General features: G+C 65.5%; 20 protein-coding genes. 10 read left to right on the top strand and 10 right to left on the bottom strand.

Annotated features, from left to right (window positions below):
- Positions 1–55: 55 nt before the first annotated feature.
- The 3 genes from L0976_RS14670 to L0976_RS14660 all read left to right on the top strand — a co-directional run bounded on the left by L0976_RS14670 (position 56) and on the right by L0976_RS14660 (position 4219).
- A complete protein-coding gene (locus L0976_RS14670; RefSeq protein WP_234188056.1) occupies positions 56–865 on the top strand; it encodes a pseudouridine synthase in 810 nt (269 codons plus the stop codon).
- 123 nt (positions 866–988) lie between these two features.
- Positions 989–2266, top strand: a complete 1278-nt coding sequence (locus tag L0976_RS14665) for an efflux RND transporter periplasmic adaptor subunit (RefSeq protein ID WP_234188055.1) — start codon at positions 989–991, stop codon at positions 2264–2266.
- 9 nt (positions 2267–2275) lie between these two features.
- A complete protein-coding gene (locus L0976_RS14660) occupies positions 2276–4219 on the top strand; it encodes a MacB family efflux pump subunit (RefSeq protein WP_234188054.1) in 1944 nt (647 codons plus the stop codon).
- Between the two features lie 3 nt (positions 4220–4222).
- Here L0976_RS14660 and L0976_RS14655 read toward each other — a convergent pair whose 3' ends face one another.
- The 7 genes from L0976_RS14655 to L0976_RS14625 form a co-directional block, all read right to left on the bottom strand.
- The gene (locus L0976_RS14655) at positions 4223–5590 is read right to left on the bottom strand and encodes an FGGY-family carbohydrate kinase (RefSeq protein ID WP_234188053.1); all 1368 of its coding nucleotides are present in this window, start codon (positions 5588–5590) and stop codon (positions 4223–4225) included.
- On the bottom strand, positions 5587–5901 hold the full coding sequence (gene rhaM / locus L0976_RS14650) for an L-rhamnose mutarotase (protein ID WP_234188052.1): 315 nt from the start codon (positions 5899–5901) through the stop codon (positions 5587–5589). Before rhaM ends, L0976_RS14655 begins: the two co-directional genes overlap by 4 nt.
- A complete protein-coding gene (locus tag L0976_RS14645; RefSeq protein WP_234188257.1) occupies positions 5901–6908 on the bottom strand; it encodes an ABC transporter permease in 1008 nt (335 codons plus the stop codon). Before L0976_RS14645 ends, rhaM begins: the two co-directional genes overlap by 1 nt.
- Positions 6909–6913: 5 nt before the next feature.
- Entirely contained in the window at positions 6914–7903 is a 990-nt protein-coding gene (locus tag L0976_RS14640; RefSeq protein WP_234188051.1) for an ABC transporter permease, read from the bottom strand.
- A 12-nt stretch (positions 7904–7915) separates the two neighbouring features.
- Complete coding sequence (locus L0976_RS14635; RefSeq protein ID WP_234188256.1) at positions 7916–9454, bottom strand: sugar ABC transporter ATP-binding protein; 1539 nt, start codon at positions 9452–9454, stop codon at positions 7916–7918.
- 219 nt (positions 9455–9673) lie between these two features.
- On the bottom strand, positions 9674–10669 hold the full coding sequence (gene rhaS / locus L0976_RS14630; RefSeq protein ID WP_234188050.1) for a rhamnose ABC transporter substrate-binding protein: 996 nt from the start codon (positions 10667–10669) through the stop codon (positions 9674–9676).
- 49 nt (positions 10670–10718) lie between these two features.
- Positions 10719–11531, bottom strand: coding sequence for a DeoR/GlpR family DNA-binding transcription regulator (locus L0976_RS14625; RefSeq protein WP_203317935.1), 813 nt, complete (start codon positions 11529–11531; stop codon positions 10719–10721).
- Positions 11532–11732: 201 nt separating this feature from the next.
- Between L0976_RS14625 and L0976_RS14620 the strand changes: the two genes are divergently transcribed.
- The 4 genes from L0976_RS14620 (at position 11733) to greA (ending at position 15974) form a co-directional block, all read left to right on the top strand.
- Complete coding sequence (locus tag L0976_RS14620; RefSeq protein WP_234188049.1) at positions 11733–13829, top strand: bifunctional rhamnulose-1-phosphate aldolase/short-chain dehydrogenase; 2097 nt, start codon at positions 11733–11735, stop codon at positions 13827–13829.
- Positions 13830–13853: 24 nt separating this feature from the next.
- Positions 13854–15146 carry an L-rhamnose catabolism isomerase gene (gene rhaI, locus L0976_RS14615; RefSeq protein ID WP_234188048.1) on the top strand — a complete coding sequence of 431 codons (1293 nt, stop codon included), beginning with the start codon at positions 13854–13856 and terminating at the stop codon, positions 15144–15146.
- 80 nt (positions 15147–15226) lie between these two features.
- Entirely contained in the window at positions 15227–15436 is a 210-nt protein-coding gene (locus L0976_RS14610) for a hypothetical protein (protein ID WP_203317938.1), read from the top strand.
- Between the two features lie 55 nt (positions 15437–15491).
- Entirely contained in the window at positions 15492–15974 is a 483-nt protein-coding gene (greA, locus tag L0976_RS14605; protein WP_234188047.1) for a transcription elongation factor GreA, read from the top strand.
- A gap of 93 nt (positions 15975–16067) precedes the next feature.
- Here the strand turns inward: greA and L0976_RS14600 are convergent, their stop codons facing one another.
- Together L0976_RS14600 and L0976_RS14595 are read right to left on the bottom strand one after the other, a co-directional pair.
- Positions 16068–17306, bottom strand: a complete 1239-nt coding sequence (locus L0976_RS14600) for a saccharopine dehydrogenase family protein (RefSeq protein WP_234188046.1) — start codon at positions 17304–17306, stop codon at positions 16068–16070.
- 36 nt (positions 17307–17342) lie between these two features.
- Entirely contained in the window at positions 17343–18443 is a 1101-nt protein-coding gene (locus L0976_RS14595) for a carboxynorspermidine decarboxylase (RefSeq protein WP_234188045.1), read from the bottom strand.
- Positions 18444–18973: 530 nt separating this feature from the next.
- On the opposite strand from L0976_RS14595, the gene L0976_RS14590 reads away from it, so the two are divergent.
- Both L0976_RS14590 and L0976_RS14585 read left to right on the top strand, forming a co-directional pair.
- Positions 18974–21205: a heavy metal translocating P-type ATPase gene (locus L0976_RS14590; protein WP_234188044.1), complete on the top strand. Its 2232-nt coding sequence runs from the start codon at positions 18974–18976 to the stop codon at positions 21203–21205.
- On the top strand, positions 21202–21768 hold the full coding sequence (locus L0976_RS14585) for an SCO family protein (protein WP_234188043.1): 567 nt from the start codon (positions 21202–21204) through the stop codon (positions 21766–21768). Before L0976_RS14590 ends, L0976_RS14585 begins: the two co-directional genes overlap by 4 nt.
- Here L0976_RS14585 and L0976_RS14580 read toward each other — a convergent pair.
- On the bottom strand, positions 21765–22181 hold the full coding sequence (locus L0976_RS14580) for a helix-turn-helix domain-containing protein (protein ID WP_234188042.1): 417 nt from the start codon (positions 22179–22181) through the stop codon (positions 21765–21767). The genes L0976_RS14585 and L0976_RS14580 overlap by 4 nt on opposite strands.
- A 343-nt stretch (positions 22182–22524) precedes the next feature.
- Here L0976_RS14580 and L0976_RS14575 point away from each other — a divergent pair, with 343 nt between their 5' ends.
- A complete protein-coding gene (locus L0976_RS14575; protein ID WP_370643680.1) occupies positions 22525–23568 on the top strand; it encodes a hypothetical protein in 1044 nt (347 codons plus the stop codon).
- The last annotated feature ends 1 nt before the right edge of the window (position 23569 follow it).

Below are 23569 nucleotides of genomic sequence, written 5' to 3'. Positions count from 1 at the left end.
GGACGACCCCGGCTTTAGAATGGCAAGGGCCTTTGGGTCAACCGAGGACGGCGAGATGAAGGGCACCCGAAAGGCGCAGAAACCGAAAACCGGCCGTGAGGCCGGCCCGCCCGCGGGCGGCAAGCGGGTGACGCTGCCGCGCGCCCTCTCCAAGCTCGGCTTCTGCTCGCGCGCGCAGGCCGAAGCGCTGGTGCGCGAGGGACGGGTGGCGGTCGGCGGCCGCGTGACGACGGACCTTGAGACCTGGGTCGACCTTTCCGATGCGGTGATCGCGGTGGACGGCAGGCGCGTCGCCGCCGAGGAGCGCGTCTACCTGATGCTCAACAAGCCGCGCGGCCTCGTCACCACGCGGCACGACCCGGAAGGCCGCCCGACGGTCTTCGATTGCCTGACCCATCTCGACCATGCGCATCTTTCCCCCGTCGGCCGCCTCGACAAGGCGAGCGAGGGGCTCCTGCTCTTCACCAACGACACGGAATTCGCCCAGGCGCTGCTCGACCCCGGGACGCATGTCGCCAAGACCTATCACGTCCAGCTCGACCGCATCGCCGACGAGGCGCTGCTCGACGCGATGATGCGCGGTGTAACGCATGACGGCGATGTGCTGCGGGCGCGCAAGGCGTGCCTCCTGCGCGAGGGCGACCGCAATTCCTGGATCGAGGTGGTGCTGGACGAGGGCAAGAACCGCCAGATCCGCCGCATGCTGGAGGCGCTGGACAGCGCCTGCCTGCGCCTCGTGCGTGTGGCGATCGGCGCCCTTGCGCTCGGCGATCTGGCGAAGGGCGCGGTGCGGCCCCTGACGCAGGAGGAGGTCGCGGATCTGCGCCGGCGCATCGCATCGCGGCGGACCGGCAGGGCCGGCTGACGCGCCCCTTTTGATAAACATTACGAAAATATAATGATCCCAAGGGCTTCTCCTCGGGGTCCTGCGGTGCCACATGTCAACAAAAGGGACGCGAGAGGCACGGCCTCGACATGTGGAACGCCGATGACCAAGACCGCACGACCGAAAACCGATGAGAAGGCTGCCGACGGGGCCGGCCGCACCAACGTCACCTTCATGCCGGGCGCGGTTCCGCCGACGCGCCGCAAGCGGCGGTCGCGCGCCTGGATATGGCTGCCGGTGATCGCCATCCTCGCCGGTGCCGGCTATTACGGCTGGAAGGCCTATGCGCCCGCCGAGACGACGACCGCGATCATCACGCAGCCCGTCGTGCGCGGCGACATCGAGAATGCGGTGACGGCGGTCGGCACGCTGGAGGCGGTCAAGTCCGTCGATGCCGGTGCGCAGGTGTCCGGCCAGCTCAAGGCTTTGCGCGTGGCGATCGGCGATACCGTGACGAAGGACCAGCTCCTCGCCGAGATCGACCCGGCGACCATCGAGAACCGCATGGAGATCAACCGCGCGGAACTCGCCAATCTCCAGGCACAGCTCGTTTCCAAGAAGGCGCAGCTCGAATTCAAGCAGGCCAATATCGCCCGCCAGCAAAGCTTGGTGGCCGGCAACGCCGCGGCCAGGCAGGCGCTCGACCAGGCCGTGGCCGATCTTGCCGCGGCGGAGGCGGACGTCAACGCCACCGAGGCTCAGATCCGCAAGCAGCAGGCGACGCTGGCCGGCGACCAGGTCGATCTCGGCTACACCAAGATCTACGCGCCGATGGCCGGCACCGTCATCGCCAATCCGGTGAAGGAAGGCCAGACGCTGAACGCCGTCCAGTCCGCCCCCACCATCGTCACCATCGCCGACCTTTCCACCATGACCGTGCGCGCCGAGGTCTCCGAGGCCGATGTCGGCCGCCTTACGGTAGGCATGGAGGCCTATTTCACGCTGCTCGGCCAGCCGGGCAAGCGCTTCACCGGCAAGCTCCGCCAGATCGAGCCGTCGCCGACCGTCGAGAACAATGTCGTGCTCTACAATGCGCTGTTCGACGTGCCGAACACGGACGGCGAACTGATGATGTCGATGAGCGCGCAGGTCTTCTTCGTGCAGGCCGCAGCGCGCGACGTGCTGATCGTGCCGGCCGGTGCGGTGACGACGAAGCGGGCGGAAGGCGGCGGCAAGCCGACGACGGAGGTGACGGTCGTCACCGCCTCCGGCGCGCAGGACGTGCGCGCGGTCGAGACCGGCATCCGCAACCGCGTTAGCGTCGAGGTGAAGAGCGGCCTTGCCGAGGGCGACAAGGTGATCGTCAGCGCGGGCGGCGGCAATGGCTCCGGCAGCGGCCGCAGCTCCGGACGCGGCATGCGCATGCCGCCGATGTTCTGAGGTGCGGCCATGACGGCGCTCATCTCGCTTAGGGACGTCACCAAGACCTTCTATAACGGCGACTTCGCCGTGGAGGTCCTGCACGGCGTCACGCTCGACATCGAGGCGGGGGAGTTCGTCGCGATCATCGGCCAGTCCGGCTCGGGCAAGTCGACGCTGATGAACATCCTCGGCTGTCTCGACCAGCCGACCTCCGGCGACTACCTGATCGATGGCGAGCCGGTCGCCGATTTCGAGAGCGACGACCTTGCGGCGCTGCGCCGCCGCACCTTCGGCTTCGTCTTCCAGAGCTACAACCTCATCCCCACCGCCAGCGCCCGCGAGAATGTCGAGGTGCCGGCGATCTATGCCGGCCTTCCCGCGCGCGACCGGCAGGAGCGGGCCGAAGCGCTGCTCGGTTCGCTGAAGCTCGGCGACCGGCTCGACCACCGCCCGAACCAGCTTTCCGGCGGCCAGCAGCAGCGCGTCTCCATCGCCCGCGCGCTGATGAACGGCGGCCGCGTCATCCTCGCCGACGAGCCGACCGGCGCGCTCGACAGCCAGAGCGGCGAAGAGGTGATGGCTCTCCTGCGCCGCATGCACGAGGACGGCCACACGATCATCCTCATCACCCATTCGCGCGAGGTGGCGGAGGCGGCCGACCGGCTGATCGAGATCCGCGACGGCCGCATCATCTCCGACCGCGCCCGCAAGGCCCGCCCCTCCGCGGAAGCCGCCGCCGGCCTGCAAAAGGCCGTGCAGGAAGGCTCCGCCGCCATCGCCGACATTTCGGAGGCGATCAAGATGGCCTTCCGGGCGCTGCACGCCAACCTCTTCCGCACGGTGCTGACGCTGCTCGGCATCGTCATCGGCGTCGGCTCGGTGGTGGCGATGCTGGCGATCGGCACGGGCGCGCAGAACTCCGTGCTCGACCGCATTTCCTCAATGGGCTCGGACCTGCTTCTGGTGCGCCCCAGCATGGCGAGTTTCCGCGGCGCCGGCGGCAGCTTTCCCGTGACGCTCGTTCCCTCGGATGCAGACGCGATCCTCGAACTGCCGAACGTCGCCTTCGCCGTGCCGGAAATGACGAGTTCCGTCACGGTGCGCTACGGCAATATCGATTACCAGACGACCGCCAACGGCACGGTGCCGGCCTTCCCGCGCGCGAAATCCTGGAGCATCGCTTCCGGCGAATTCATCAACCAGGACGACATGGACACCTATGCGCCGGTCGTCGTGCTCGGCCAGACGGTGGCGAAGACGCTGTTCCCGAGCGGCGGCAATCCGCTCGGCCAGTATGTGCTGGTCAACAAGATCCCCTTCCAGGTGATCGGCGTGATGGCCGAGATGGGCGCGAGCGCCGGCGGCAACGACCAGGACGACGTGATGCTCGTGCCGCTTTCCACCGGCAGCATGCGGCTCTTCGGCCAGCGCAACGTGCGCACCATCACCGTTCAGGTCGAGGACGCCGCGGCCATCGACCTGACGCAGGATGCCATTCAGTCGCTGCTGAACGAGCGGCACAAGGCCGAGGATACGCAGATCACCAACATGTCCTCGGTGCGCGAGGCCTTCACCGAGACGTCGAACACGATGAAGCTCTTCCTCGGCTCCGTCGCGGCCATCTCGCTGCTCGTCGGCGGCATCGGGGTGATGAACATCATGCTGGTGAGCGTGCGCGAGCGCACCCGCGAGATCGGCGTGCGCATGGCGACCGGCGCGCGGCGGCGCGATATCCTGCTGCAATTCCTCATCGAGGCGCTCGTGGTATCGGCCATCGGCGGGGCCATCGGCGTCGTGCTCGGCCTTTCCATCGGCGGGCTCGCCAAGGTGTTCGGCATGCCCGTCAGCTTCACGGCCGGTCCCGTCGCGCTCGCCTTCGCCTGCTCGTTCCTGACGGGCCTCGTCTTCGGCTACCTGCCGGCCCGCAACGCCTCGCATCTCCAGCCGGCCGTCGCGCTCAGCGCCGATTGAGGCTTAGCCGATCGCCGCAAGCCAGGCCGCACGATAGGCCTCCAGCCCCGCAATATCGGTAGGCTTCACCCGCGTTTCCTGCGTTGCGACCGGCGCGATGCCGGTGAGCAGCGAAGCACCCTGGCTGGTGCCGGTGGAGCCCGGCACGGCGATGGCCGGGCGGCCGGTCAATGCGGCCAAAAGAGTGAGGTAGAGCCGGTTTGCGGCGAACGGCCCTTCGACAATCGTCGGCCCTTTCGCCCCGATCAGGCCAAGGCAGGCCTCGTTCATCAGGGCGAGGTAGAGGCAGGCGGCGGCATGGCACTCTGCGGCGCTCGCGCCCGCCGCATTCAGCCATCGCCTTTGATGACCGGGGAAGGGCCCGGAACCCGGCGCGACATTCGGCGTGAGCATCAGCTTCCTTTCGATCACCGCGGGCAGGGCCGCGAGGATAGCTTCATCCGCCACGCTGCCGATTTCCGCGGAGAGGATTTCGTACTCCCGCCCGCCCATGAAGCGGGAGGAGGGCACGGCGCGGCCATAGGCATCGACATTGGCGAGCGTGTCGCGCGCCGGATCGAGATGCTCCAGGTCGCCGCCGACGGCGAAGTTGATCACCCAGGTGCCGGTCGAGACGACCGAGAAGGGCGCCTGCCGCGCCACCAGATGCGGCAGCAGCGAGGCATTGGAATCGTGGATGCCGCAATAGACGGGGACCGAGACGCCGATCGTTTCGGCAATCTCCGGCAGGACGGGACCGAGCGCATCGAAGGCCGGCCGGATCGGCGCCATCAGCGGGCGGATGCCGAGCGTATCGACCAGCGAGGAATAGTTGCCCGTCTGCGGGTTCCAGAGATCGGTGTGGCAGCCGAGCGATGTCACCTCGTTCGCCGCGATGCCGGTCAGCCGTGCCGCCCAGTATTGCGGGTAGGTCATGATGGTCGTCACCTTGGCGAAGGCCTTGGGAAACACGGTCTTCTGGTAGTGCAACTGCGCCCCGACATTGAGGCCCATCGACAGGCGCGGCGAGCGCGTCTCCGCGAAGGGCGGGCGAAGCGCGTCATAGGCGTCACGGATCCCTTGCGGATATTCGTGCTCGTAGTCGAGCACCGGCATGGCGAGCCGGCCTTCGGCATCGAGCAGTGCGGCGGAGGCACCGTGCGTCGTGATCGAGATCGCGTCGAAGCCGGGTTCCCTCGCAAAGCGCCGGAAGGCGTCCAGCGTGAAGGCCCAGAGGGCTTCCGCATCGTAATGCGGATAGGGGCAGTCCTTCAGGACGGCGTTGGCCATCCGGGCGGCGGCGACTTCCGCGCGCGTCGTAGCGTCGAGGACGACGACCTTGGCGTTGGTCTTGCCGATGTCGAGGACGGCGATGCGGGAACAGGCTGTCATGGCATGTGGAAGACGGGAACGAGGTCGCTCTGGACGGGGGAATTGTCCGGGTTGGTCTCCATGATATCGGCCATGTGCGCCCACCAGCGTTTCATCACGGGGTGGTCGGGCAAGGCCGCCATGGCGTGGTTCTCCGGCCGGGTGAGGATGCCGAAGAGGATGTTCGTCTCCGGGTCGAGATAGATGGAATAGTCGGACGCGCCGGCCTCGCGCAGCAGGGCGACCAACTCGGGCCAGATCGCGTCATGGCGCTTCCTGTATTCCGCTTCCATGCCGGGATGGAGCTTCATCTTGAAGGCGTAGCGTTCCATCAGGCTCCCCTCGCATGCTTGATCCGGCGCGCGACGATCGGCAGGGCGATGGTAACGATCAGCAGGAGGCCGATGAAGATGGACATGACGATGCCGGGAACGTTGAGAAGGCCGAGGCCGAAGGTGACGAGGCCCATCACGAAGGCGGCGATGACGACGCCTGCGATGGTGCCGGCCCCACCGAGGATCGAAACCCCGCCGAGCACGACCATGGTCACGATCTCCAGCTCCCACCCTTGCGCGATGGAGGGGCGGGTGGAGCCGAGGCGCGAGGTGAGGCAGACGGCGGCGATGCCGCTCATCAGGCCTGTCAGCAGGAAAAGGATGAACTTCACCCGGTCGACCGGAATGCCGGAGAAGCGCGCGGCCATGGCGTTGTTGCCGATGACATAGACGTGGCGGCCGAAATTTGTCCTGTGCAGCAGCACGCCGAAGACCGCGGCCATGACGAGGAAGAGCACGAATTCGAAGGAGAACACCCAGACGACATAGCCCTGGCCGAACCAGGCGAAATCGGCGGGATACTTGCCATAGGCCTGATCGCCGAGCACGATATAGGAGATGCCGCGGAAGAGGCTCATCGTGCCGATGGTGACGACGATGGACGGCAGCTTGAGGCCGGCGACGAGCAGGCCGTTGAACGCGCCGCAGGCAAGGCCGGTGCCGATGCCGATGGCGACGAGGCCGGGCGTGCCGACGCCCATCTGCACCGCCGCGCCCATGGCGGTCGAGGCGAGCGCGATGATTGCGGCGACGGAAAGGTCGATCTCGCCAGCGATGATCAGCAGCGCCATGGCGAAGGCGACCAGCGCCTTTTCCGTGAAGTTGAACGTCGCGTCCGAGAGGTTCCAGGCATCGAGGAAATAGGGCGAGGCCAGCGAATTGGCGATGAAGATGAGGACGGCCACGCAGAAGAGCAGCACCTCCCAGCTTGCCAGCAGGCGCTTCATCGGCGTGCCGAGCCGGTCGGGGGTCTGGCGGCGGATCGTGGTTTCGCCCGGTGTCATTTGGTTCATGCCAGCGTCTCCTTGGCGGCGCGGTCGCGCAGGATGATGCGGCCCTTCTTCTTCTCGGCGCGGGCGTTGAAGACGACGGCGAGGATGATGACGACGCCCGAGATCGCCATCTGCGCGAAGGGCGAAATGCCGATGACGGGCAGCGCGTTCTTGATGACGCCGAGGAAGAGCGCGCCGAGCACCGTGCCGATCACGCTGCCGATGCCGCCGGCAATGGAGATGCCGCCGATGACGCAGGCCGCGACGCTGTCCAGCTCGAAGCCGGCGGCGATGTCGACATAGGCGACGGCATAGCGCGACACCCAGAGATAGCCCGAGAGGCCGGCGAGCGCGCCTGATAGCACGAAGGCGAGGAAGCGCGAGCGGCCGACATCGATACCGGCATAGACGGCGGCCGTGGGGTTGCCGCCAGAGGCATAGGCGGCGCGGCCGAAGGGCGTGCGCGTCAGCACGAACCACATCATCAGCACGATGGCGATGGCGAGCCAGGAGAGGATCGGCAGGCCGAGCACGGGAAAGCGCGGCAGGTTGAGGAAATCGGGTGTCATCTGGTGGGCGTTCACCCAGCTGCCGCCCGACAGCACGAAGGCCATGCCGCGATAGATGGTGAGCGTGCCGAGCGTCACGACGATGGGCGGTATCTGCAGGAGCCAGACGAGGAAGCCGTTGATCGCCCCGAGCGCCGCGCCGATGCCGATGGCGAGCACGATGAGCAGCGCCAGCGGCAGGCCGGGATAGGCCGCATCCAGCATGGCGACGGCCATGCCGGTGAAGGCGAGGTTGGCGGCGACGGAAAGGTCGATGGATTTGGTCAGGATCACCGTCATCTGGCCGAGGGCGAGGATGATCAGGATCGACGTGTCGTTGAAGATATTGGCAAGGTTGGCGGGGGAAGCGAAGCCGGCCGCACGCGTCGCGAAGCCGGCGATCATCACGAGAATGATCAGGGCCAGCAGGAGTTCACGGTTCTTGAGAAGACGCTGCATGCTCATTCGCCCTTACGCATTGCCGGTCGCCGCGCGCACCAGCGTTTCCGCCGTCAGCCCGTCGCGGTCGTACAGGCCGGCCATCAGCCCCTCGCGCATCACCATCACGCGGTCCGACATGCCGAGGATCTCAGGCAGTTCGGAGGAGATCATGACGATGGAAAGGCCCTCGCCGGCAAGTTCGGAGATGAAGGCATGCACGGCCGCCTTGGAGCCGATGTCGATGCCCTTGGTCGGCTCGTCGAGGATGATGACCTTCGGCTTCGTGGCGAGCCACTTGCCGATCACCACCTTCTGCTGGTTGCCGCCCGAAAGCGTGCCGACCGGCACGGCGAGCGCGGCGGCGCGAAGGTCCAGCCGCTCGGCATATTTGCGCGCCAGCGAAAACTCGTTGATCGCCTTGAGGAAACCGCGCGCCGAGGTGCGGGCGAGCGAGGGCAGCGACATGTTCTGGTAGATCGGCATTTCGAGCGCGAGGCCGTGGCGGCCGCGCTCCTCCGGCACGTAGACGATGCCGGCGGCAATCGCGTCGGCGGAGGAGCGGATGGCGATCTCGCGCCCGTCGAGGAAGGTCTTTCCCGAGGCGGGCACGGTCATGCCGAACAGCGACTGGCAGAGCTCCGAGCGCCCAGCGCCGATCAGGCCGTAGACGCCGAGGATCTCGCCGCGCCGGAGGTCGAAGGAGATGTCGCGGAATTCCGTGTCGTGGCAGTAGCCCTCGACCCTGAACACGGTCTCGCCGATGGCGACCTTGCTCTTCGGGAAGACGTCATGCACGTCGCGGCCGACCATCAGCCGCACGATCTCCTCCTGCGGCGTCTCGCTCAGCCGGCCGGCGCCGACCATGCGCCCGTCGCGGAAGACGGCGTAGCTGTCGGCGATCTCGTAGAGCTCGTCGAACTTGTGGCTGATGAAGAGGATGGCCTTGCCCTGCTTCTTCAGGTTCCCGACGATGCGGAAAAGGTCGTCGATCTCCTTGCGCGAAAGGGCGGCCGTCGGCTCGTCCATGATGACGATGCGCGCCTCGACCGAAAGCGCCCGGGCGATCGCCACCAGATGCCGCTGGGCGATGGAGAGGTCCTTCAGCTTGATCGTCGGATCGATATTGCTTTCGAGCTGGTGCATCAGCGCGCGGGCGCGCTCGTTGATGGTCTTCCAGTCGATGAGGCCGAAGCGCGTGCGCGGCGCATGGCCGAGAAAGATGTTCTCCGCGACCGTCAGCTCGTCGAAGAGCACGGTTTCCTGATGGATCGCCGTCACGCCGGCGTCGATGGCGGCCTGCGCATTGGCGAAGGCGACGGGCTTGCCGTCCATGACGATCTCGCCCTCGTTCGGGCGGTAGATGCCGGTCAGGATTTTCACCAGCGTCGATTTTCCCGCGCCGTTTTCGCCGATCAGCGCCGTCACCTCGCCGGGATAGAGCGCGATATCGACGCCGTCGAGCGCCTTCACCCCGGGGAATATCTGCGAGATGCCACGCATCTCCAGAATGGGCGACTTTGTGCTTTCGGACATCGAGCCGGCATCGGACTGTTGTGTGGCGGCGAGCATGTTCGGTTTCACCTTGAAGGCCCTCTCCAGCGAAGGGCCGGGCAATTGCGTGGGACGCACGGCGTCTCGGTTTTCCTTCCCCCTCGGGGAGAAGGTGGCCCGAAGGGTCGGATGAGGGGGAGGGACGGTCGCTTTCGCCTCCGGCGGCCCCCTCATCCCGCTGCCGCGACCTTCTCCCCGCCGGGGAGAAGGAAGACAGCGGCATCGTCTTGCTTTGGATCAGAAGATCTTCGCGAACTCTTCGACGTTCGAGGCATCGTAGACGAAGGGATCGGCCATGGCGGCCTCGCCGTTGTCGCCGACCTTGATCTTGCCCATGCGGCCGGCTTCGATTTCCGAGCCCGGCGCGCCGTCCGTGTCACCCTTGACGAGATGATAGGCGATCTGGGTTGCGGAATAGCCGAGGTCGATCGGGTTCCAGATGGCGAATTCCTTGGTCGCGCCCGACTTGATGGCGCCGGCCATCTCGGAAGGCAGGCCGAGGCCCGTCACGTAGACCTCGCCGATCTTGCCGGCATCCTTGACGGCCTGCGAGGCGGCAAGCACGCCGACCGTCGTCGGGGCGACGATGACCTTGACGTTCGGCTGCGAGGTCAGGAGGCCGTTGGCTTCGCGGTAGGACTTGTCGGCAAGGTCGTCGCCGTAGACGGTGGTGACGAGGTTGAGGCCCGGGAAGTCGCCGATCTGCTTCTTCATTTCCTCGATCCAGGTGTTCTGGTTGGTCGAGGTCGTCGTCGCCGAGAGGATCGCGAAGTCACCCTTGCCATCCGGCAGGTGGTCCTTGGCGAGCTGCAGGCACATCTTGCCGATCAGCTCGTTGGACGACGGGTTGAGGTGCATGATGCGGCCTTCGGGCGCCACGCCCGAGTCCCACGAGATGACCTTGATGCCGCGCTGCTGGGCCTTCTTCAGCGCCGGGACGACGGCGTCCGGGTCGTTGGCGGAGATCGCGATGGCGTCGACGCCCTGCGCGATCAGTGAGTTGATGACTTCGATCTGGCCTTCGGCCGTCGTCGTGGTCGGGCCGGTATAGATGATCTCGACGCCGCCGAGTTCCTTGGCGGCTTCCTCCGCGCCCTTGTTGGCGGCCTCGAAGAAGCCGTTGCCGAGCGACTTGACGAGAAGGGCGATCTTCATGTCCGCGGCATTGGCCGTGGACACCATGGCGGCAAGCGCGAGCGCCGCGCCGGCGAGCAGTTTCGTGGTCAGTTTCATGGTTTTCCTCCCAATGTTGAAACGTTCACTCCTCCCGGCCGCCCGCTTGTCAGGCCGCCGAGGTGGAATCCTCCTTCTCGGTCGAAGCCATCGGCTTGACCGTGATGAGCCTTATGCCGGCATGGGCGACCATGGCGGCCGCCTCGTCCGAAATCCTGTCGTCGGTGATGATCGTGGTGACATTCTCCAGCGGGCACAGAATGAGGCTGGAGCGCCGCTCGAACTTGCTGGAATCGACCATCACGATCAATTCCTCCGCCTGCCGCATCAGCTTCTGCTCGCTCTGGATCACCAGCGCGTCTCCCTCCATGATGCCGAGCGCATTGACGCCCTGCGCGCCGATGAACATGCGCCGCGCATAGAAATTGCGGATCGCGTCATTGTCGAAGGGCGAGAGGATGAGGCTCTGGTCGCGGTAGATCGCGCCGCCCGGAACGCTCACCGTGCATTTGGAATGCTTCACCAGATGCTCGGCGATGGCGAAGGAATTGGTCATGACCTGCAGGCGGCGGGCCGACATGAAATGCACCATCTGGAACGTCGTGGTGCCGCCGTTGATGATGATGGAGTCGCCTTCCTCGCAGAGCTCCACCGCGCGGCGGGCGATTGCGCGCTTGCGATCGATGTTGATCGATTCGGAGACCTTGAACGGACGCGCCGCCAGATTGCCGAGCTGCGGCGGATGCACGGCCTCGGCGCCGCCGCGCACGCGGCGCAGCTTGCCCTGCACATGCAGGGCCGCGATGTCGCGGCGGATCGTGGCTTCGGATGCCTCGGTCAGTTCGGCGATATCCTGCACCGTCACGACGGGCTTTTCCTGGATAGCGCTCAGAATGATGCGATGGCGTTCGCGTTCGTGCATGGGGTCCTCCTCAGTATGATTTATTCGCATTCGTTTTAGCCTGTCAATCAAAAACGATCAAAAAAGATCATATTGCATTGCACAATGATCTTTAGTGATCAAAAATGATTGACATTGCGAGCCAAGGTGCGCCATAGCTCTGGCAAAGGAGACGGGACGCCGCGCCGGCATCCCGTGATTGGACAGACCAGGGAGGATGTCATGACGGGCCAGCCCCGCCTTCTCGAAAACCGTTGGGACGACGCCCATGCCGCAGGGCTCGACGAGCCGGGCAAGCTGCTCTACCGCTCCAACCTCCTCGGCGCAGACAAGCGCATCACCAATTACGGCGGCGGCAACACCTCGGCCAAGGTGCTGGAAACCGATCCGCTGACGGGCGAAAAGGTCCGTGTCCTGTGGGTGAAGGGCTCCGGCGGCGACGTCGGTACGATCAAGCTCGACGGTTTCGCCACCCTCTACATGGAAAAGCTCGAAGCGCTGAAGGGCATCTACAAGGGCGTCGAGGACGAGGACCGCATGGTCGGCTTCCTGCCGCACTGCACCTTCAACCTCAATCCGCGCGCCGCCTCCATCGATACGCCCCTGCACGGCTTCGTGCCGTTCGCGCATGTCGACCACATGCACCCGGACGCGATCATCGCCATCGCCGCGTCGAAGAACTCGAAGGCGCTGACGGCGCAAATATTCGGTGAGGAGATCGGCTGGCTGCCCTGGCGTCGCCCCGGCTTCCAGCTCGGCCTCGACCTCGAAGCCTTCGTGAAGGCGAACCCGAATGCCAAGGGCGTCGTGCTCGAAAGCCACGGGCTCTTCACCTGGGCGGACGATGCCAAGGATTGCTACCTGCTGACACTCGACATCATCAACCGGGCGATCGAATGGTTCGGCAAGGAGACGGAAGGCAAGACGATCTTCGGCGGCGCCGTCGCCAAGAGCCTCGGTGAAACCGAGCGCCGCGCCGTCGTAGCGAAGCTGATGCCGGAAATCCGCGGCCGCATCGGCAAGGGCGAACGCAAGCTCGGCCATTTCGACGACCAGGCCGCCGTGCTCGAATTCGTCAATTCGAAGGACCTGAGGCCGCTCGGCGCGCTCGGCACCTCCTGCCCGGACCATTTCCTGCGCACCAAGATCCGCCCGCTGATCGTCGATTTCGATCCCGCCAAGCCCGATGTGGATGCCGTGATCGCCGGCCTCGACAAGGCGCTGGAAGATTATCGCGCCGACTACGCCCGCTACTACGAAGCCTGCAAGCGCGGCAATTCGCCGGCCATGCGCGATCCGAACCCGGTCATCTTCCTCGTTCCCGGCGTCGGCATGTTCTCCTTCGCCAAGGACAAGGCGACCGCGCGCATCGCCGGCGAATTCTACGTCAACGCCATCAACGTGATGCGCGGCGCCTCGACGGTTTCCGAATATCAGGGCCTGCCGGAGCAGGAAGCCTTCGACATCGAATACTGGCTGCTGGAGGAAGCGAAGCTCCAGCGCATGCCGAAGCCGAAGAGCCTTGCCGGCCGCGTCGCCTTCGTGACGGGCGGTGCCGGCGGCATCGGCCGCGCGACGGCCGCGCGGCTGGCGGGCGAGGGCGCCTGCGTGGTTCTGGCCGATATCGACGCCGCTGCGCTGGCTGAGGTCGGTGCGGACTTCGCGAAGACCTACGGCGGCGACGCCGTGCGCACCGTCACGCTCAACGTGACGGACGAGGCGGGCGTCATCTCCGCCTTCACGGAAGCCTGCGTCGAATTCGGCGGCGTCGATATCCTCGTTTCCAATGCCGGCATCGCCTCCTCGGCACCGGTCGAAAGCACCGAGCTTTCGATGTGGAACAAGAACATCGAGATCCTCGCGACCGGCTACTTTCTCGTCTCGCGCGAGGCGTTCCGCCTCTTCCGCCGCCAGAACCTCGGCGGCAACGTGGTCTTCGTCGCCTCCAAGAACGGCCTTGCCTCCTCGCCGAACGCCTCGGCCTATTGCACGGCCAAGGCCGCCGAGATCCACCTTGCCCGCTGCCTTGCTCTCGAAGGCGCGGAGGCGGGCATCCGCGTCAACACGGTCAACCCCGACGCGGTGCTGCGCGGCTCCAAGATCTGGGGCGGCGAGTGGCGCAAGCAGCGCGCCGCCTCCTCGAAGATCGAGGTGGGCGAGCTGGAGGAGCATTACCGCAAGCGGTCGATGCTCAAGCTCAACGTCTTCCCGGAGGACATCGCCGAGGCGATCTATTTCCTCGCATCGGACCTTTCGGCAAAGTCGACGGGCAACATCATCAACGTGGATGCCGGCAACGCGCAGAGTTTTCCGCGCTAGTCCGCGTGGATCAGGGAGGATGGAATGGCTGAATTCAGGATCGCGCAGGATGTCGTCGCGCGGGAAAACGACAGGCGCGCCCAGGCGCTGAAGGAAGATTACGAGGCGCTCGGCGCGAACCTCGCCCGCCGCGGCATCGACATCGAGGCCGTCACGGGCAAGGTCGAACAGTTCTTCGTTGCCGTCCCCTCCTGGGGCGTCGGCACGGGCGGCACGCGCTTCGCGCGCTTTCCCGGCACCGGCGAGCCGCGCGGCGTCTTCGACAAGCTGGACGACTGCGCCGTCATCCAGCAGCTGACGCGCGCCACGCCCAATGTCTCGCTGCATATCCCGTGGGACAAGGCCGATCCGAAGGAACTGAAGGCGAAGGGCGATGCGCTCGGCCTCGGCTTCGACGCCATGAACTCCAACACCTTCTCCGATGCACCCGGCCAGAAACATTCCTACAAATTCGGCTCGCTCAGCCACACGGACGCGGCGACACGCGCCCAGGCGGTCGAGCACAATCTGGAATGCATCGAGATCGGCAAGGCCATCGGCTCCAAGGCGCTGACGGTCTGGGTCGGCGATGGCTCCAACTTCCCCGGCCAGAGCAACTTCACCAGGGCCTTCGAGCGCTACCTTGCTGCCATGGCGGAGATCTACAAGGGCCTGCCGGATGACTGGAAGCTGTTCTCCGAGCACAAGATGTACGAGCCGGCCTTCTATTCGACCGTCGTGCAGGACTGGGGCACGAATTATCTCATCGCTGAGACGCTCGGCCCCAAGGCGCAATGCCTCGTCGATCTCGGCCATCACGCGCCGAACACCAATATCGAGATGATCGTCGCTCGCCTCATCCAGTTCGGCAAGCTCGGCGGCTTCCACTTCAACGATTCCAAATACGGCGACGACGACCTTGATGCCGGCGCCATCGAGCCCTATCGCCTCTTCCTCGTCTTCAACGAACTGGTGGATGCGGAGGCGCGCGGCGCCAAGGGCTTCCACCCGGCGCACATGATCGACCAGTCGCACAATGTCACCGACCCGATCGAAAGCCTGATCAACAGCGCGAACGAAATCCGCCGCGCCTACGCGCAGGCGCTCCTCGTCGACCGCACGGCGCTGTCCAGCTACCAGGAGGACAACGACGCCCTCATGGCGACGGAAACGCTCAAGCGCGCCTACCGCACCGATGTGGAGCCGATCCTCGCCGAAGCCCGCCGCCGCACCGGCGGGGCGATCGATCCGGTCGCGACCTACCGCGCCAGCGGCTATCGCCGGAAGGTCGCCGCCGAACGTCCGGCTTCCATCGCCGGTTCCGGCGGCATCGTCTGAGCGTGTGACCAGACCCGGCACGCGTGGGGAACTTCCCGGCGCGTGCGGTGTTTCTCCCGTTGTCTTGAAGGGAGGACGAAATGGGCGAGCAAACCGATATACAGTTGCATTTCGACGTTCTGAGTTGCCGGGCGCTGCTGTCGTGCGGCGGCAAGGATTATGTCCTGCCGGACACCTATCCCAATCGCGAGGCCGCCGAGGCGGCGGCGAAGAAATTCGCCCGGGAGAAGCTGGTCTCGCTGCGCCGCCGCGGCGGCAAGCCCTCCGATCTTGCCGTCTGGCTGCGGTAGCAATGGCACGCGAATTTCCGTAACATCCGCGCGCAAATCATAACGGAGTCCGAGCGTGAGCGTCGCATTCGTCAAGGAAGAGAGCGCCGAAACGGCGGCGGAAACCCATCTGCCGGATCGCCCCGTCTCGCCGCATCCCAATCTCGTGACCGAGTCGGGATTCAAGGCGCTCGAACGCCAGCTTCAGGAGGCGAAGGACGCCTATGAGGCCGCCAACGCCATCGAGGACGTGAACGAGCGGCGGCGCCAGATGGCCGGCCCGGTGCGCGATCTGCGCTACCTCGCCGAGCGGCTGCGCACCGCCCAGCTCATTCCCCCGCCGGCTTCGAACGATGTCGTCGCCTTCGCCAGCACCGTCACCTTCAACCGGGACGACGGCCGCGTGCAGACCTACCGCATCGTCGGCGAGGACGAGGCCGACCCCAAGGCGGGGTCGATCTCCTATGTCTCCCCCGTCGCGCGCCTCCTCATGGGCAAGGCGGTCGGCGATGTGGTGACGATGGGCGGGCAGGAACTGGAGATCGAGAAGATCGCATGAATGGCGGACAGCCATCATGAGAAAAGGCCGGCATTACGCCGGCCTTTTCGTTTCGGGAACCTTGCCCATGCCGTCCACGGCATGGGCATCGGTTTAGAAGCTAACTGCGCGGTCGCCGTCCTCGTCCTGGATGCGGGTCGGCAGGCCGATGCGGTTCAGGAGGTTGATGAAGGGCTTCGGCGGCAGTTCCTCGACATTCGCCATCTTCTTCACGTCCCACTCGCCCGTCGCGACGAGCATGGCCGCGGCGACCGGCGGCACGCCGGCGGTGTAGGAGATGCCCTGCGAGCCGACTTCCTCATAGGCTTCCTTGTGGTCGGCCACGTTGTAGATGAAGACGGTCTTTTCCTTGCCGTCCTTCAGGCCCTTCACATAGTCGCCGATGCAGGTCTTGCCTTCGTAGCCGGGGGCGAGCGAGGCGGGATCGGGCAGCACGGCCTTGACGACCTTGAGCGGCACGACTTCCTGGCCTTCGGCCGTCTTGACCGGCTGCTCGGAGAGCAGGCCGAGGTTCTTCAAGACGGTGAAGACGTTGATGTAGTGATCGCCGAAGCCCATCCAGAAGCGCACATTCGCGCCGTCCATGTTCTTCGCCAGCGAATGCACCTCGTCATGGCCGCACAGATAGGCGCGGCGCGTGCCGACGACCGGCAGGTCGTAATCCTTGCCGATCTCGAACATCTTGTTGGTCTGCCACTGGCCGTTCTGCCAGGAATAGACGACGCCGGTGAATTCGCGGAAGTTGATTTCCGGGTCGAAGTTCGTGGCGAAGTACTTGCCGTGGCTGCCGGCATTGATGTCGACGATATCGACGTCCGTCACCGTGTCGAGATATTCGTCCTTGGCGAGTTTCGCATAGGCGTTGACGACGCCCGGGTCGAAGCCCGCGCCGAGGATGGCGGTGATGCCCTTTTCCTCGCATTCGGCGGCGCGCTTCCATTCGTAGTTGCCGTACCACGGCGGCGTCTCGCAGATCTTGCCCGGCTCCTCGTGGATCGCGGTGTCGATATAGGCGACGCCCGTGTCCATGCAGGCGCGCAGCACCGACATGTTGAGGAAGGCGGTGCCGACATTGATGACGATCTGCGACTTCGTCGATGCGATGAGCGCCTTGGTGGCCTCGATGTCGAGCGCGTCGAGGGCGTGGCCTTCAAGGACGCCCGGCTGCTTCATCGCCTTCTTCTCATGAACGGACGCGATGATCTTGTCGCACTTCGCCCTGGTGCGCGAAGCGATGTGGATGTCGCCGAGCACGTCGTTGTTCTGGGCGCATTTGTGCGCCACGACCTGTGCAACGCCGCCGGCGCCGATGATGAGCACGTTCTTCTTCATGTCCCGGAATAGCTCCTTCTGGGTTGACGGGGGGATTTAGGAAAGGCTTGCCTCGTAGTCCGCGTAGTCGAATTCGCGGACGGTGCGGATGCTGCCATCCAGCTCGCGGATGGCGATGGCCGGCATTTTCACGCCGTTGAACCAGTTCTTCTTGACCATGGTGTAGCCGGCCGCGTCCTGGATGGAGATGCGGTCGCCGACCTTCAGTTCCTGCTCGAAATTGAACTCGCCGAAGATGTCGCCGGCAAGGCAGGACTTGCCGGCGACCATGTAGCGGTGCGGCCCGGTGTTCGGGGAGAGCTTGGCGTTCTCGCGGTAGATCAGCAGGTCCAGCATGTGCGCCTCGATGGAACTGTCCACGATGGCGAGGTCCTTGCCGTTGTTGAGCGTGTCGAGCACGGTCACCTCAAGCGAGGTGGACCTGGTGATCGAGGCTTCGCCCGGCTCCAGATAGACCTGCACGCCGTAGTCGCCGGCAAAGCGCTTCAGCCGCTCGGCTAACTTTTCCAGCGGATAGTCTGCACCGGTAAAGTGGATGCCGCCGCCAAGGCTCACCCATTCGGCCTTCTTCAGCAGCGGGGCGAACTTCTCCTCGATGGTGCCGAGCATGCGGTGGAAGAGGTCGAAATCGCCGTTCTCGCAATTGTTGTGGATCATGAAGCCGGAAACGCGGTCCATGACCGGCTCGACTTTCTTCACATCCCATTCGCCAAGGCGCGAGAAGGGGCGGGCGGGGTCTGCGAGATCGAAGCTGGAGGAGGAGATGCCCGGGTTGAGCCGCAGGCCGCGCACGATGCCGGCGGCCTTGTCGCAGAAGCGGTCGAGCTGGCTGACAGAGTTGAAGATGATCTTGTCGGCGTGGCTGATGACCTCGTCGATCTCGTAATCGGCATAGGCGACGGAATAGGCGTGCGTCTCCTTGCCGAAGCGCTCGTGGCCGAGGCGCACCTCGTTGAGCGAGGAGGAGGTCGTGCCGTCCATGTAGTCCCGCATGAAATCGAAGACCGACCAGGTGGCGAAGCATTTCAGCGCCAGGAGCGCCCTGGCGCCGGAAATCTCGCGCAGCAGGGCGATCTTCTCCATGTTGGCGAGAAGCTTCGACTTGTCGATCAGGTAATAGGGCGTGGTGAGGGACATGGAGAACCTGTCTTCTTGCGGTGGATCGTGCGCAGGCAGCGCCGGAAACGCGATAGAAACGCGACGAGGAGAGGCACAGGCCTCCCGCTCCGCGTGGGCTCAGGGAAGGAACCGTCTGTTACGGTATCGTCGTGCGGACACGGCGGTGTGACAGCGCCTTGGCGCTGTTCGCCCGGTCGGCATATCGCGTGAAATGGAGGACGGGCAGGCAGGGTGTCTTCACCGGCCGCATGGGACCGGTTGGCGTAACGGCATAAAAGCCAGACCGTGCCGCGATGGCACGCATCGAAAAGCGTTCTTCCGTTCGGGGGGCATCTACCGAGCCCATCCCCGATTGGAAGAGGGCGTCGCAAGACATGGCGTCCTCCCCAACCAGCAGATGAAACCTGCAATAAGTGAGGCGCTCTCTAGCACAGGCGCGCGGCGGATTTCAATGCGCTACTTTGCCCTGATTTTTTTGAAATCGGCACTTGCACCTCTAGTCGCTAGAGGTCGTACAACATCCTCAAGAGACTGAAGAGGATTGTGCGATGACCGATGTGAAAGAGACGCGTTTCCGGGTGGAGGGCATGGATTGCGCCTCCTGCGCCAGCAAGATCGACACGGCCGTGCGCCGCATGCCCGGGGTGTCCGACGTCTCCGTTTCCGTGACCGCCGGCACGATGCGCGTCGAGCACGACGGGACGAGCGATCTCAAGGCGATCCAGCGCAAGGTCTCCGGCCTCGGCTACACCGTGACGCCGGGTGCGGCGGAAAAGCAGGCCGGGAACCATGAGCACGGCCCCTCCTGCAATCATGACGATCATGCGCATGATGATCACGCCGGCCATGACCACGCCCATGAGCCGAAAGCTGCGGCGATCGAAGGATTGCACGGCCACGACCACGGTCCCTCCGAAGGGCCGTGGTGGAAGGGCCGGAAGGGCCGCCTCACCATCCTCGCCGGGGCGGCGCTGGTCATCGCCTACGGCATCGGCCATCTCTTCCCGGCCATCGCCACCTATGCCTTCATCGTCGCCATGGCCGTCGGCCTCGTGCCGATCGCCCGCCGCGCCATCATGGCCGCGCTCGCCGGCACGCCCTTCTCCATCGAGATGCTGATGACCATCGCCGCCGTGGGCGCGGTGATCATCAACGCCACGGAAGAAGCGGCGGCGGTCGTCTTCCTCTTCCTCGTCGGCGAACTGCTGGAAGGCGTCGCCGCCGGCAAGGCGCGCGACAGCATCCGCTCGCTCTCCGCCCTCGTGCCGAAGACGGCGCTGCTGGAAGGGGAGGGCGGAACCAGGGAAGTGCCCGCCGAATCGCTCGCCGTCGGCGCCGTCATCCTCGTGCGTCCCGGCGACCGTATCTCCGCCGACGGCACGATCGTCGAGGGCGAGAGCGCCATCGACGAGGCACCCGTGACCGGCGAGAGCACGCCCGTGCGCAAGGAGACCGGCGACACGGTCTTCGCCGGCACGGTCAACGGCGATGCGGCCCTGCGCATCCGCGTCACCGCCGCGGCGGCCGACAACACCATCGCCCGCGTCATCAAGCTGGTCGAGGAGGCGCAGGAATCGAAGGCGCCGACCGAGCGCTTCATCGACCGCTTCTCCAAATACTACACGCCCGGCGTGGTCGCCGTCGCCGCGCTCGTCGCGATCATCCCGCCGCTCCTCCTCGGCGGCGTCTGGAGCGAATGGGTCTACAAGGGCCTCGCCGTCCTCCTGATCGGCTGCCCCTGCGCGCTGGTCATCTCGACGCCCGCCGCCATCGCCGCCGCGCTTTCGGCCGGCGCGCGCCGCGGCCTGCTCATGAAGGGCGGCGCGGTGCTGGAGGGCCTCGGCAAGCTCACCGCCATCGCTTTCGACAAGACCGGCACGCTGACCGAGGGCAAGCCTGTCGTCACGGATGTCGTCGCCTTCGCGCAGCCGGCCGAAGAGGTGCTGCGCCTTGCCGCCGCGCTGGAGGCTGGCTCCAGCCACCCGCTGGCGCTCGCCATTCTCGGCAGGGGGGCCGAGGACGGCATCGCCCTTCCGACCGCCAGTAGCTCCCGCGCGCTGGGCGGCAAGGGCGTCACGGCCACCGTCGAAGGCAAGGGCATCTTCCTCGGCTCGCCGAAGGCCGCCGCCGAGCGGGCCAGCATTTCCGAAGAGGTGAAGGCCGCCACCACGGCGCTCAACGACGACGGCAAGACCGTCTCCATGCTGATCGTCGACGGCGTGCTCGCCGGGGCCATCGCCATGCGCGACGAGCCGCGCGCGGACGCCGCCGCCGGCCTGAAGACCCTGCGCGATGCCGGCATCAAGACGATCATGCTGACCGGCGACAATGCCCGCACGGCGAAAGCCGTCGGCGCCGAACTCGGCATCGAGGTCCGCGCCGAGCTGATGCCCGAGGACAAGCAGCGCATCGTCGGCGAATTGCAGCGCGAGGGCTTCGTCGTCGGCAAGATCGGCGACGGCATCAACGACGCCCCGGCGCTTGCCGCCGCCAATGTCGGCATCGCCATGGGCGGCGGCACGGACGTGGCGCTGGAAACGGCCGATGCCGCGATCCTTCATGGCCGCGTCGGCGACGTCGCGCTGATGACGGACCTCTCGAAGCGCACCATGCGCAACATCACGCAGAACATCGTCATCGCGCTCGGCCTCAAGGGCGTCTTCCTGGTCACGACCATCGTCGGCATCACCGGCCTCTGGCCGGCGATCCTCGCCGATACCGGCGCCACTGTGCTGGTCACGCTGAACGCCCTGCGCCTGCTGAGGCCCATCAAGGGATGAGGCGCAGGATATTCTTCGGCATTTGCGTCGGGGCCGCGATCGTCGGGGCGACGGCCGCGGCCCTCGTGCCGCAAGCCGATCGACCGAAACAGCGCGCCTTCACCTTGCAGACGACCGACGGAAAGCCCTTCCGCTCGGCCGATCTCGCGGGAAAGCCCTATCTCGTCTTCTTCGGCTTCACCCATTGCCCGGATGTCTGCCCGACCGCGCTCTTCGAGCTGACCGCGCTCCTGGAGGCGCTCGGCCCGGCGGCGGATCGCATCACGCCGCTCTTCGTCTCCATCGATCCCGAGCGCGATACCGCGGAGCTCCTGAAGCTCTACATGACCGCGTTCGACCGGCGGATCGTCGCGCTGCGCGGCGATGCCTTGCAGACGAAGGCGGCGGCGGCGGCGTTCTCGGCCTTTTACCGCAAGGTGCCCACGGCGTCGGACAGCTACACGATGGAACACACGGCCGGGCTCTTCCTCGTGCGCACTGACGGCCGCCTGCAAGGCATGCTCGACATGCACGAGCCGCGTGAAACCCAATTGCAGAAGCTGAGGCTGCTCGCCGCGTCCTAGTCGTGGTCGTCGGCGCAGAGGTCGTGGTTGGCGAGCGCGCGGATGACGTAGCAGTCGCGGATCTGGTCGGAATGGCAATGGCTGGTGATGCGCTCCAGCTCCGCCTCCAGCTTGCGCAGCCGGGCGATCTTGCGCCGGACGGTGGCGAGCTGCTCGGCGGCGATGCGGTCGGCGTCGCGGCAGGGATGTTCGGGATGCTGGCTGAGCTCGATCAGCTCGCGGATGGCATCGATGGTCAGGCCGAGGTCGCGGGCATGGCGGATGAAGGCAAGGCGGTCGCGCTCGTCGCTGGAATAGCGCCGCTGGTTGCCCTCCGAGCGCTCGGCATGGGAAAGCAGCCCCATCTGCTCGTAATAGCGGATGGTGGGAACCTTGACGCCCGTCTGCCTGGAAAGATCGCCGATCGTCAGCATCGCCTGCCCTCGTCGCATGAACTGCATCACAGATGTGGCGCGAGCGTCGGCAAATCAAGTTTTGATGGCAGGGTGCAGGCTTTTGACGCTTTTTTGTTCGATCCGTGATGTCAGGACGAAAGAAAGCCGCAAAGCTGGTCTTGAAGCGGAAACGGCTTGCGGGTTTAAGCTCCGTCAGGCCGAAGGCCCCGGATTCGGGGTCCCGGATAGGGCATGATGCCGCGCGAGGGCCGATGCAGGCCATAAGATTAACGAAGTTCTAAGCAATCGCTTGGACTCTGGTATCGAGATGCGTCGCCTTCCGATGCGGCGCGCCACGGATCCCGAACAACGAAAACGACCCATGTTTGCGCTTCGCCACCGCCAGTCCCGTCAAACCGCCCGTTCGCGTCTTTCGCTTTTCGCCCGGCTCGCCGCCGCCGCCGTCGCCGGTGGCCTGCTCGCGGGCTGCATGGCCATGGACGTCGCCTCGCTCGCTGAGGCGCCCAAGCTGTCCAGCAAGGTGAAGGCCGAGATGGCCGCCAGGAAGATGAAGCCTGAAAGCCCCGTGCTCGTGCGCATCTTCAAGCAGGAAAGCGAGCTGGAGGTCTGGAAGGTCGATGCGAGCGGCAGATATGCGCTCTTCAAGACCTATCCGATGTGCCGCTGGTCCGGAAAGCTCGGCCCCAAGACGAAGATCGGCGACCGCCAGGCGCCGGAAGGCTTCTACCATGTCTCGGCCGGCATGCTGAACCCGAACTCGCAATACTACGTCTCATTCAACCTCGGTTATCCGAACCGGCTGGAATCGGCGCTCGGCTATACCGGCGAGGCGCTGATGGTGCACGGCGCCTGCTCCTCCTCGGGCTGCTACGCCATGACCGACCAGGGCGTCGGAGAGATCTATGCCATCGTGCAGAAGGCGCTGGAAGGCGGGCAGGAGCGCTTCCAGGTGCAGGCCTATCCCTTCCGCATGACCACGGACAACATGGCAAAGCACAAGGGCGACCCGAACATGCCATTCTGGCGCACGCTGAAGGAAGGTTATGACGCCTTCGCCTTCACGAAGCGCCAGCCGAAGGTTTCGGTCTGTAGCGGCCGCTATGTCTTCAACAAGGAATTCGTCAACGGGGAGCCCAACGACCCGCTGGCCCAGTGCCCTCCGACGGCCGGTGGCGCAGAATCCGACCTGATGGCGAAGATCGGTGCGGAACAAAAGAAGCTGGACGCCGTTTTTGCCGGCGCCACACCGGTTTCGAGCTTCGCCTATGTGGACGGCGGGATGCATCCGAGCTTCCGCTCGCTTTTGAAGCAGCAGGGAGCGAAGGGCATGGCCGCCCGGATCTCGCGCACGAAATATCCGGTCAGCCGGCCAGAGGCCGCGCTTGCCGATCCCTATGACGATTGAC

This window comes from Shinella sp. NM-101, assembly GCF_021401195.1.
Classification (GTDB): domain Bacteria; phylum Pseudomonadota; class Alphaproteobacteria; order Rhizobiales; family Rhizobiaceae; genus Shinella.
This window is presented reverse-complemented; position numbering and strand designations above follow the sequence as displayed.